Origin of the sequence: Hydrogenovibrio thermophilus (genome assembly GCF_004028275.1) — a bacterium.
Lineage (GTDB): Bacteria > Pseudomonadota > Gammaproteobacteria > Thiomicrospirales > Thiomicrospiraceae > Hydrogenovibrio > Hydrogenovibrio thermophilus.
Map to the genome: position 1 here is coordinate 487235 of NZ_CP035033.1, position 11905 is coordinate 499139.

The 11905-nt window shown below is 51.5% G+C and carries 11 protein-coding genes; 9 read left to right on the forward strand and 2 right to left on the reverse strand.

Annotation, left to right across the window (positions count from 1 at the left end):
- The first annotated feature begins 73 nt into the window (after nt 1-73).
- The 7 genes from glyQ (at nt 74) to EPV75_RS02290 (ending at nt 6765) form a co-directional block, all read left to right on the forward strand.
- Nucleotides 74-991, forward strand: coding sequence for a glycine--tRNA ligase subunit alpha (gene glyQ, locus EPV75_RS02260; RefSeq protein WP_029939621.1), 918 nt, complete (start codon nt 74-76; stop codon nt 989-991).
- A gap of 7 nt (nt 992-998) precedes the next feature.
- The gene (gene glyS, locus EPV75_RS02265; protein ID WP_128385608.1) at nt 999-3071 is read left to right on the forward strand and encodes a glycine--tRNA ligase subunit beta; all 2073 of its coding nucleotides are present in this window, start codon (nt 999-1001) and stop codon (nt 3069-3071) included.
- A gap of 134 nt (nt 3072-3205) precedes the next feature.
- Nucleotides 3206-3739: a D-glycero-beta-D-manno-heptose 1,7-bisphosphate 7-phosphatase gene (gene gmhB, locus EPV75_RS02270; protein WP_029939623.1), complete on the forward strand. Its 534-nt coding sequence runs from the start codon at nt 3206-3208 to the stop codon at nt 3737-3739.
- A complete protein-coding gene (locus EPV75_RS02275; protein WP_128384313.1) occupies nt 3736-4506 on the forward strand; it encodes a lysophospholipid acyltransferase family protein in 771 nt (256 codons plus the stop codon). Before gmhB ends, EPV75_RS02275 begins: the two co-directional genes overlap by 4 nt.
- A 13-nt stretch (nt 4507-4519) precedes the next feature.
- Entirely contained in the window at nt 4520-5347 is an 828-nt protein-coding gene (locus EPV75_RS02280) for a motility protein A (protein ID WP_029939625.1), read from the forward strand.
- A gap of 12 nt (nt 5348-5359) precedes the next feature.
- Entirely contained in the window at nt 5360-6085 is a 726-nt protein-coding gene (locus EPV75_RS02285) for an OmpA/MotB family protein (protein WP_029939626.1), read from the forward strand.
- Nucleotides 6082-6765, forward strand: coding sequence for an OmpA/MotB family protein (locus tag EPV75_RS02290; RefSeq protein ID WP_128385609.1), 684 nt, complete (start codon nt 6082-6084; stop codon nt 6763-6765). The genes EPV75_RS02285 and EPV75_RS02290 overlap by 4 nt, the downstream gene beginning before the upstream one ends.
- Before the next feature lie 13 nt (nt 6766-6778).
- Here the strand turns inward: EPV75_RS02290 and ung are convergent, their stop codons facing one another.
- Entirely contained in the window at nt 6779-7474 is a 696-nt protein-coding gene (ung, locus tag EPV75_RS02295) for a uracil-DNA glycosylase (RefSeq protein WP_128384314.1), read from the reverse strand.
- A 60-nt stretch (nt 7475-7534) separates the two neighbouring features.
- Nucleotides 7535-8185 (reverse strand): pyridoxamine 5'-phosphate oxidase, encoded by a 651-nt coding sequence (pdxH, locus tag EPV75_RS02300; protein ID WP_128384315.1) that lies wholly within the window; start codon nt 8183-8185, stop codon nt 7535-7537.
- Between the two features lie 97 nt (nt 8186-8282).
- On the opposite strand from pdxH, the gene parE reads away from it, so the two are divergent.
- Nucleotides 8283-10169, forward strand: coding sequence for a DNA topoisomerase IV subunit B (gene parE / locus EPV75_RS02305; protein ID WP_128384316.1), 1887 nt, complete (start codon nt 8283-8285; stop codon nt 10167-10169).
- 91 nt (nt 10170-10260) lie between these two features.
- Nucleotides 10261-11880, forward strand: coding sequence for a sensor domain-containing diguanylate cyclase (locus EPV75_RS02310; RefSeq protein ID WP_128384317.1), 1620 nt, complete (start codon nt 10261-10263; stop codon nt 11878-11880).
- The last annotated feature ends 25 nt before the right edge of the window (nt 11881-11905 follow it).

Genomic DNA, 11905 nt, shown 5'->3' on the forward strand with positions numbered 1-11905 from the left:
GGTGCCATCAAAACACGGACGTGGCCTCGGTGATTCAAACCCATTCACAGTATCAAACAGACAGGGAAACAAAGTGTCTAACAACGCGGCAACGGATATTTCAACTTTTCAAGGGTTGATCCAAACCCTTCAAGCCTTCTGGGCAGAGCAAGGTTGCGTCATTATGCAACCGTACGACAACGAAATGGGAGCGGGAACCTTCCATCCATCCACCTTTCTAAAAGCCGTCGGCCCGGAGCCATGGCGTGCGGCCTATGTTCAGCCATGCCGCCGTCCAACCGACGGTCGCTACGGTGAAAACCCGAACCGTTTGCAGCATTATTATCAGTTCCAAGTCATGCTGAAGCCGTCGCCGGATAACATTCAGGAATTGTATCTGGAATCGTTGAAAACCCTTGGCATCGACCCGTTGGAACATGATATTCGTTTTGTGGAAGACAACTGGGAGTCGCCCACCTTGGGCGCCTGGGGCTTGGGCTGGGAAGTTTGGATGAACGGGATGGAAGTGACCCAGTTCACCTATTTCCAACAAGTCGGCGGCTTGGAATGCCGTCCGGTGACCGGTGAAATCACTTACGGTCTGGAGCGCATCGCCATGTACCTGCAAGGCGTCAACAGCGTGTACGACCTGACTTGGGTGAATGGGCCGGAAGGCAAAGTCACTTATGGGGATGTGTTCCATCAAAACGAAGTGGAAATGTCGACCTATAACTTCGAAAAAGCCGATACCGAAATTTTGTTCCGTACCTTTGACGAATGCGAGACCGTGTTCGGAAAACTGGTGGCGGACAAGCTGCCGTTGCCGGCTTACGAGCAGGTATTGAAAGCATCGCATGCCTTTAACCTATTGGATGCGCGTCATGCCATCAGTGTGACGGAGCGTGCCCGCTTTATCGGGCGAGTGCGTAACATGGCGAAGCAAATCGCCGAAGCCTATTATGAAGGACGAGAAGCCCTCGGCTTCCCTCTGGTGAAAGAGGGAGGACGATAAGATGACCATGGATATGAATACAACGGATTTTTTAGTTGAAATCGGAACCGAAGAACTGCCGCCGAAGGCCTTGAAAACCCTTTCGAAAGCGTTTGTGGACGGTGTCAAAGCTGGTTTGGATGAAGCGGAACTGCGTTATGAATCCGCGCTCGGCTACGCGGCACCACGCCGTTTGGCGGTGAGGGTGCAAGGTTTGCAGGCCCGTCAGGAAGATAAGACCGTCGAACGCAAAGGGCCGGCCAAGAAAGCGGCCTTTGATGCGGACGGAAATCCGACCAAAGCGCTGCAAGGCTTTGCGCGCGGCTGCGGTGCCGATGTTGCCGACTTATCGGAAATGGAAACCGATAAGGGTGTCTGGATGGTTTACTATCTGGAGCAAAAAGGCCAAGCGGCCGCCGATTTATTGCCGGAGATTGTGAACCAAGCTTTGGCGAAATTGCCGATTCCGAAGCGCATGCGCTGGGGCAGTTCCGATGTGGAATTCGTTCGTCCGGTGCACTGGGTGATGATGTTGCTGGATGGCGCGGTGGTGCCGGCCACGGTGTTGGGGCACGAAACCTCGAACGTGACGCACGGTCATCGTTTTCATGCGCCGCAAGCGATTGAAATCGCCAGGCCTGGTGATTATTTGACTGTGCTGCGTGAACAAGGCTATGTCGAGGCCGATTTCGACGCGCGCCAGGAGCGCATTCGTCAACAAGTCATCGCTGCGGCCGAGTCGGTCAATGGCGTAGCGGAAATTGATGAAAGCCTGTTGGAAGAAGTCGCGGCCCTGAATGAATGGCCGACCGCGGTGGTGGGCGACTTTGACGAAAGTTTCCTGAATGTACCGTCGGAAGCCTTGATCTCGGCGATGAAAGGGCACCAGAAATATTTCCATATTCTCGATGCAAACGGTCGTTTGATGGCGAAATTCATTACCTTGTCGAACATCGAAAGTTCCAATCCGGAGTCGGTGAAAAAAGGGAATGAGCGGGTGATTCGTCCGCGTTTGTCGGACGCCAAATTCTTCTGGGATCAAGACCGCAAGCAGCCGTTGGACGACTTCCTGCCGCGTTTGAAAACCGTGGTGTTCCAGCAAAAACTGGGCACCTTGTACGACAAGGTCGAGCGTTTGGAAACGCTGGCGGTGAAAATCGGCAAGCCGTTGGGTGAGGCGTCTCAGATTCTGGAACGCGCGGCGCGTTTGTCGAAATGCGACTTGATGAGCGAAATGGTGGGCGAATTCCCGGACTTGCAAGGGGTGATGGGGCGTTATTACGCTCAGGCGCAAAACGAAAACGCTTTGGTTTCGGAAGCGATTGATGGCCAGTATCAGCCGCGCTTTGCCGGGGATGCTTTGCCGGCATCGACGGTGTCTCAAGCCTTGGCGATTGCTGATAAGCTGGATACGATTACCGGTATTTACGGCATCGGTCAGGTGCCGACCGGGGATAAGGACCCGTTCGCTTTGCGTCGTTCCGCTTTAGGCTTGATGCGCATCATTATCGAAAAAGAGCTCGATTTGGATTTGCGTTTGTTGATTCAATTCAGCTTGGATTTGCATTCCGAAATTACCGCTTCCGAGACATTGGTGGATGAAATTTACGATTTCATCGTCAGCCGTTTGAAAGCCTATTACGCGGCCAAAGGTGTGTCCGCTGAACAATTTGAAGCGGTCCGTGTTTGTGCGCCGGCCCATCCGTTGGATTTCGGCAAGCGTATTGATGCGGTCTGTCAGTTCAGCGATATGGAAGGTGCGGAGAGTTTGAGTGCGGCCAACAAACGTATCGCCAACATTCTCAAAAAATACGACGGCGATTTGCCGGAGGAAGTCGATACCACGCTGTTTGAAGAAGCGGCTGAAAAGGCGTTGTTCGAGGCGTTGGATGCGTTGCGTGAAACCGTCAGCAGTCAGATTGCCGGGCGCGATTATGCGGCGGCCATGGCCTTGCTAGCGACCATTCGTCAACCGGTGGACGCTTTCTTCGATCAGGTCATGGTGATGGCCGATTCAGAGGCCGTTAAACAAAACCGTTTGGCGCTGTTGAATCAAATTTATCAACTGTTTTTGCAGGTGGCGGATATCTCGCGTCTGTAAGTTTGGTGTGTATTGAAAAACGGGCTCGCGGTCTTTGGCTGTCGGGTCCGTTTTGTTTTAAGGCGTCTGAAAAGACGAATGAAAATAACCAGGCCTGGTCATTGTTATGATTGGGTGTTTGTTAGGAAAATCGCATGAAATTGATTGTATTGGATCGCGATGGCGTGGTGAACGAGGATTCGGATGCCTACATCAAACATCCGGATGAATGGCATCCGGTGCCAGGCAGCTTGGAAGCCATTGCAAAACTGAAGCAAGCGGGCTGGACGGTGGCGGTGGCCACCAATCAGTCCGGGGTTCGGCGCGGTTATTATTCACGCGAGACGCTTCACGCCATGCATATGAAATTTGTGGCGTTGCTGGCGGAGCAGGGCGCGGAAGTGGACTGGATCAGCTATTCGCCTTATGTCGCGGAAGACGACTCGCCGTGCCGTAAACCGGGAACGGGCATGTTGCAGGCCATTGAAAACCGTTTTGGCGTGTCCTTGGCGGGGCAACCGATGGTAGGCGATACCTTGGCAGATATTGCCGTGGCGAAGGCCAAAGGCATGACGCCCTATCTGGTGAAAACCGGAAAAGGCCCACGAACCTTGGCGACACAAGACCCTTTGTTGTCGGGTGTTCCGGTTTACGACAATTTATTGACGGTGGTGGAGGTTTTGCTATGAGCGCGCTGAAAAAGGGATTCTACGGATTTCGTTCGATTTTGTTCGCAATCGGGCAAGTGGTGTCGGTCATCCTGTTTTCAGTAGTGGGCCAGCTGTTGCGGCCCTTCTCGAACCGCGCCCGTTACCAGTTTATCCACTACTGGGCTCGATTCTGTATTTGGTGGTTGAAGGTGACTTGTGGTGTCGCCTATCGACTGCACGGTCGCGAGCATCTGGACTTCTCAAAAACTGGTTTGGTTCTTGCTAGACATGAGTCGACATGGGAAACCTTGGCTTTTCAGGAAATTTTCCCACGACAAACATTCGTATTGAAAAAAGAACTGTTACGGATTCCGTTCTTTGGGTGGGGACTGGCTTTGCTGGACCCGATTTCGATTGACCGGAATGCCGGAAGACAGGCGATCAAACAAGTGGTGAGCGATGGTGTGGCGCGCCTCCACAATGATGTTTGGGTGGTGATTTTTCCGGAAGGGACCCGTATGACATCCGGCCAGCCCGGCAAGATCAAGCCGGGCGGCGCTTTATTGGCGCAGAAGGCCGATGCGCCAGTGTATTTGGTGGCGCATAATGCGGGGCGCTTTTGGCCCAAAAACAGCTTTGTCAAATATCCCGGTATTGTGGATATTCATATCAGCCCGCCGTTGGAGACTGCAGATCTGACGGTGGCCGAAATCAACCAGAAAATAGAGGAATGGTTTTTAGCGCACTCTGACATTCAGCACGACAACTCAACCGATAAGAAGAGTGATAAGAGTGAGGTGCGCTGAAACGAAACGATAAATGAGTAAACTGGCAACCTTTATTGGCGTCTTTTTCGGAAGTCTGATCGTACTTCTGAGCATGGTCGATTTTGAAAAAGGCCAGTTGCTGTCTGCTTTCTTCAATTTCCAAGGGTTGTTGGTCGTTCTGGGCGGCACCTTTGCTGCTACGCTCATAAACTATCCCCTCTCTCAAATGGGCTGCTTCTTCCGAGGTATCGGCAAGGTGTTCGCATCCGAACCGGAGTCGGAAAACGAAGCCATCGAACAAATCGTTTACCTCAGTCACATTGCGCAAAGCAAAGGCGTGTTGGCGCTGGAAAAGGAAATTGAATTGATCTCGGATTCGTTTCTGCGTTTTGCGCTGTCGGAAATGATGGTCTATCGGGATAAAGAACACCTCGCCACCAGTTTGGAAAACCATTTGAACGCCATGCGACTGCGACACCTCAATTGTCAGGATGTGTTCAACAATATGGCGTCTTACGCGCCCGCCTTCGGGATGATGGGAACGGTGATGGGGCTGATTATGATGATGACCTCGCAAGTGGGCGGCGATGCCGGCACCTATACGCCCGGGCAGTCGGACGACATGTTGAATAACTTGTTGCAAGGCATGGGCTTGGCGCTGGTGACAACCTTCTACGGTGTCTTGTTCGCCAATTTTGTGTTTATTCCGATTGCCGGTAAGCTGAAGGTGTTGTCAGACGCGGAAGCACTGAAAAACGAAATTCTGATGTACGGTGTGTTGGGGTTGAAAAACGAACAGCCACCGCTGCTGTTACGTGAAAGTCTGACCGCGTTCGTGAATGAGAAAAACAAAGAGCGGTTGGAATTGACGCTCAGGTAACGGAGGCGGGTCATGAAATCGGAAGCCATCGTTCAAGCGGAGGAAGTGCGCGCGACTCAGCGTATGAAACGCAACCAGGCCTGGCAGATTGTGTTCATCGCTCTGTTTACCTCTCTGCTGGCGTTTTTTGTGTTGATTATTACCATGGTGGAATTGGAAGGTTCCAAGCCCAAACGTGATTATCAACGCCTGGTCAATAATCTCTATCAGGATTCCGTGCATTTGAAAAAACAATTGGGTCTGGAATGGCTGCACGTTGAAAACACCCTATCGAAAGGGGTTCGCTTTACCCTGGACGAATCGGATTTGGCCAAGCAAGACCTGTTCGCGCCCGCACGGGCCAGAGTGAATCCGCGTTACCTCCCTTACATTAATCGTTTTGTGTTGTTTTTGGATGAGTTGGATTTACCCACCTATGGGCAACGTCATCAAAAACTGGTCAATAGTATTTTACGACCGGATGAAAAATTCCAAGTCACTATTCGAGTAGAGGGGCATACCGATGCCAGCCCCTTGGCGAAAACTGCTTTGTATCGCAGTAACTTTGAGCTGAGCACGTTTCGGGCCTATGCCATTATGAGTTTGTTGAAGCTGTATACCGGCCTGCCCGACCATTTTTTCGCCATCGCCGGTTACGGCAGTTTTCGGCCAGTGACGAACAACCCGTTGGAGCCGGCAAACCGGCGGGTGGAAATCTATCTGGTGCCGCAATTGGTTCCGGTTGAGGAGGGACCATGAGTGCGCAGGCGTTGAAAGCTCGCAGCTCCTGGCTGTTTTCGTTCGGGGATGTGATTACCTTGTTAATCACCTTCTTCATTATGATGATTGTCCTGAATAAAGGCGAAATCACGCGGGTGCAAAAATGGACCGAGATGCAGTTGGATTTGGCTTATGCCGACTTGAAGGAACAGATGGCCGGTGCACAAGGCATTACCCTAGCGCGTAAAACCAACGGCATCTTGATCAATATCGATCAGAACGGCGCTTATGTGAAAGGTGGTTTTGAGCCTTCCGAGTCTTTGAAAGATGAACTGACCCGTTTAGGCCAGGCGTTGGGCGGTTTGCCGCTTTTTAAACTCAGTCTCGCGGATATGCCGAAAAAGGTGGTGGAGTACGCCGAGGCGGATCACATGAAATGGCGGGCCGAAATTTCAGTGGAAGGGCATTCCGATAACGATAAGATCGATCCAAATTCGGCCTTGCGCAATAATTGGTTTTTGAGCACCATGCGGGCGCAGAATGTGATGCGTTTGCTGTACGAAAACAGTGATTTGTCACCGAGGTTGTTCGGCATCGCCGGTTATGGAGAGTTTCGCCCGATTGCTTCCAATGACACGCCGGCAGGCAAGGCCATGAATCGTCGAGTACAGATTTTGGTGGCCGCCAATTTTGAAAAGGATGATTGGACGGACGAATGAGGCCGGCGAAGGCTTATGCCTTTGGTGGCAGTTGCCAATCAATCGGGGCTTGCCGGTGTTGCGTTAAATAGTGGTTGGCACGGGAAAAAGGCCGACTGCCGAAAAAGCCGCGATACGCCGACAAAGGTGACGGATGCGGGCTTTTTAAAATCAAATGGCGTTGTGGGTCGATGAAGCGTCCTTTCTTTTGCGCGTAAGCGCCCCACAAGATAAACACCAAATGTTCGCGTTGCGTCGCCAGAGCATGAATGATGGCATCGGTAAACTGCTCCCAGCCGCGATTTTGGTGAGCATTGGGTTGGCCGGCTTCCACGGTGAGGACGGCATTCAGCAATAAGACGCCCTGGTCGGCCCAGGGTTGTAAATAGCCGCAATGCTGGTTGTCGACATTGAGGTCGTCTTGCAACTCTTTATTAATGTTCAGCAGCGATTTTGGCAAGGGCTGGACGTCTGGCAAGACCGAAAAACTTAAACCGTGGGCGTGGCCGATGGTCGGGTAAGGGTCTTGTCCGAGAATCACGACTTTGACTTTGTCAAACGGCGTGCTGTTCAAGGCGTTGAACCACTGACTGCCTTTTGGAAGAATGCGTTTTCCTTGGGCTTTTTCGGCGGTCAAAAACGCCTTTAACTCTTGCATATAGGGTTGGTCGAATTCCTGACCGACCACGGCCAGCCAAGATGGGTCGAGTTGGATGTTCTGCTGCGGCATTGAGCTTCTCTGGTTTAAAACGGGTTAAGCGAATGAGTTGAACAGCCTGAATCGCACCGGCTAAGGTGATAAGCGGGCAATGTGCCAGGCCTGGTCGTTTTCGTCGGAGTGCGCGAAACGAAAACGGTCATGCAAACGGCTTGGGCGGCCTTGCCAGAATTCGAAATAGGTCGGTGTCAGACGATAGCCGCCCCAGTGCTCGGGGCAGGGAATTTCGCCTAAATGTTCTTCGGCCGCGATTTCCATGTTCTGTTCCAACGTTTTGCGGCCCGGCACTTCGGTACTCTGCTGCGAAATCAGCGCGGCCAGTTGACTGTCTCGCGGGCGGGATTTGAAATAGGCTTCCGACGCCTCACGGGGAATTTTTTCCATGCAGCCTTCAATGCGTACCTGGCGATCGAGTTCCGGCCAGAAAAACAACAGCGCGCCTTTCGGATTGTCGGCGATTTGCTGGCCTTTGTCGCTTTCATAATGAGTGTAAAAAACCAAACCGTCTTTCCCAAAGGCTTTCAATAGTACGATGCGGCTATGCGGCTGGCCGGTTTTATCCACTGTAGACAGGCTCATGGCGGTGGGGTCTTGCGCCATGCGTTCGTAGGCGAAATCCATCCACTCGGAAAACTGTTGGAAAGGGTCGAGATGCAAATCGGCGTGGTTGAGTGTGGCAAACTCATATTGACGGCGTTCGTCGTGATAGTCTCGATTGGGCATTGGTTCGGTTCTCGTTTGAATCCATAGAATATTAGGGTTAATATAACTCAACTGAAAAATACTTACCACATGACTTACCACTTAGGAGTTCCCTTACGTGAGCGAAAATTACAATGCGTCCGAAATCGAGGTTTTAACAGGTCTGGATCCGGTCCGGAAACGACCGGGGATGTATACCGACACCACGCGCCCCAACCACTTGGCGCAGGAGGTAATCGATAATAGTGTGGACGAGGCTTTGGCCGGCCATGCTTCGGAAATCACGGTGACGCATTTCGCGGACGGTTCCATTATGGTGGAAGACAACGGGCGGGGGATGCCGGTGGATATTCACCCCGAAGAGGGCGTGCCGGGCGTGGAAGTGATTCTGACCAAGCTGCATGCCGGCGGCAAATTTTCCAATAAGGCCTATCAATTTTCCGGCGGGTTGCACGGGGTTGGGGTTTCGGTGGTGAACGCCCTGTCGAAACGGGTGGAAATCCAAATTAAACGCGGTGGTCAGCAGCACCAGATTGCGTTTGAAAACGGCGAGTTAGTTGAACCGCTGGAAGTCATCGGTAAGGTCGGTAAGAAAAACACCGGCACCGCCTTGCGTTTTTGGCCGGACGCGGCGTTTTTCGACACGCCGAAGTATGCCTTGACCAAATTGAAGCATTTACTGCGTGCCAAAGCGGTTCTCAGTCCGGGGTTGAAAGTGACTTTCGTCGATGAACCGAGTCAGGAAAAAACCGAATGGCAATATGACGACGGTTTGCGAGATTACTTGAATCAAGCGCTGGATGGGGTGGAACGCCTGCCGTTGGAAGGGTTTGTCGGTGAGTCGCATAACGAGAATGAGGGGGTCGCTTGGGCCATTACCTGGTTGGCGGAGCCGTCCGAAAACTTGTTGGAAAGTTACGTGAACTTGATCCCCACGCCGCAGGGCGGAACGCACGTGAATGGACTGCGTGCCGGTGCGACGGATGCGATTCGCGAGTTTTGCGAATTCCGAAATTTGCTACCGCGCGGGGTGAAATTGACACCGGAAGATGTTTGGCAGAATGTGGCGTTTGTACTGTCAGCCAAAGTGCGCGAACCGCAGTTTGCCGGGCAGACCAAAGAGCGTTTGTCGTCGCGTGAATGCGTGCCGTTTATTTCCGGCGTGGTGAAAGACAGCTTGAGTTTATGGCTGAACCAGCACACCGATGTGGCGGAAAAGATTGCCGAAATTGTCATCAATAATGCCAATAACCGCAATAAGAAAGCCAAGAAAATCACCCGTAAGAAAATTACCTCCGGCCCTGCGCTCCCGGGTAAATTGGCCGATTGTACCGAGTCGGACTTGAACCGCACCGAATTGTTTTTGGTGGAGGGGGATTCCGCTGGCGGCTCGGCCAAGCAGGCGCGTGATAAGAATTTTCAGGCTATTATGCCGTTGCGTGGCAAGATTCTGAATACCTGGGAGGTCGATTCGGGGCAGGTGTTGGCCTCGGCGGAAATTCATGACATCAGTGTCGCGATCGGTGTGGACCCGGGGACGGAAGATTTGACCAGCCTGCGTTATGGGAAAATTTGTATTCTGGCGGATGCCGACTCGGATGGGGCTCATATTGCGACCTTGATTTGTGCGTTGTTTGTCAAACACTTCCCGAAACTGGTGGAAAACGGCCATGTCTACGTGGCCATGCCGCCGTTGTATCGGGTGGATGTCGGCAAGCAGGTGTTTTATGCGTTGGACGAAGCCGAAAAAATCGGCATTCTGGATCGTGTCGAATCGGAAAGAATCCCTGGCAAAGTACAGGTGACCCGTTTCAAAGGCTTGGGCGAAATGAATCCGAAGCAGCTGCGGGAAACCACGATGATGCCGGAGACACGTCGTTTGATTCAGTTGAGCCTGGATGCAGAGACTTCCGTGTCGGTCATGGATAAGTTGTTGGCCAAAAAACGCTCCTCGGACCGTAAGGCGTGGCTGGAAGAAAAGGGTGATTTGGCGGAAGTGGTGTAATTTCCCTGTATTCGACAGGTAAATTATTTTTACATTCGAAAAGCTTTTTAATATCATGGGGCTTACACAATAATAAGGTGGTAAGCATTCTGTGAAAACGCCTATCCAGTCATCTCTCGTTCATCGTCTGTTCGCAGAGTTGGAAACACTCTTTTCGTCGAATGGCATCATTCTGATTTTGGTGATTTTGCTCACCATCACGATGAATGCGGTCAGCTTTGTCAGCATTAAGTGGCTGCAAACCGAATGGGCGGATGAGTACAGCCTGTACGAAGCCAAAGATAAGCTGTATTTCGACCTTTATCGTGAGTCGGGTTACGGCGGATTTATCCATCACTTCAAAAACACCGTTCTCAGAAACGATGAGGTTCCCCTCAAGCACCTTTCCAATAATTATCAAGCGATTACCCAAAACCTGACGGCACTGCAAAACATGGCGACGTCGCCGGAAGAAAAACGCTTGATTCGCCAAATCGAAGAAACGTTTCAGGAGTATTGGGAAAAGCTGCCGATTCTGGAACAAGCGGTGCGCGAAAACTGGTCGGCGAAGAAAACCGATCGTCTGGTGAAGGTCAGTGACCGAGCTGCATTACAGGCGCTGGACGAGCTGGTAAAGGTGAATCAGAAGTTGTTTAATGCCTCTTTTGATAAGAATCAGGCCTTGATCGACAATGTCCGTTTTTACCAAACGCTTTCCTTGACGGTGCTGTTATTGCTGAGTTTGCTGTTGCTGTTGTTCTTAAAGCGTAAAGCAGGCCTGGTCAAAAAAGTGCAATCCCTGCAAAAAGAAATTCTCTGCTATGAAAATCTGTACGAGGGCACCTTGGACAGTATGGTCGACGCCTGCATTATCACGGATGCGACCGGTATTATCGAGAACTTCAATGAAATCACGCTGCAAACGTTCGGGTATGAGTCCCATGAGTTGATGGGGCAGCGAATTGAGATTCTGATTCCGGAAGGCGAGCATAAACAGCACCATGCCGACTATATGAAGTCGGCTTCCATGCGTAAAAAAGTGTTGTTCAAGGGGCGGGAGTTGAAGGCGCAGAAGAAAGACGGTTCGGAAATCTCGGTTGAAATTACGGTGACGCCGCTCAGCGTGAACGGGCAGTTGAAGTTTGTTGGCATCATTCACGACATCACGGACCGAATGAAGTTGATGGAGCAGTTGGGTGCTGTGCTGCTACAGTTGCGTAATGAAGCCACCAAGGATTACCTGACGGGGCTGATGAATCGCAAAGCGTTTTTCGAGCATGCCGAAAAAGTCTGGAGTTTGGCCAAGCGGAATCATGAACCCTTGTGTATGTTGATGTTGGACATCGATTTATTCAAGGAAATCAACGATACCTATGGGCATAATTCCGGTGATCGTGTGTTGAAGGGCTTGGCGGAGCTGTTCGAACATGAGTGTCGCAAGGAAGATTTGATTTGCCGTTACGGTGGCGAAGAGTTTTTGATTTTGCTGGAAAGCCAGCCCGCTAAAGGTGCGATGGAATTCGCCAATCGGATCCGCCAAGCGGTGGAAGTGGCGGAAATGGACATTGGAGAAGGCGTTAAGATTCAAATTACGGTCAGCATCGGTTTGGTGGCGGTGGAATGTGACGAAATTCCGTCCATGGAAGAAATGATTTCCTTGGCGGATAAAGTGTTGTATCAAGCCAAAACCAACGGTCGTAACCAAGTGGCGGAAAATATCTTGCACAACTGATTGTCTTTTTCATCAGAAGTCGCCA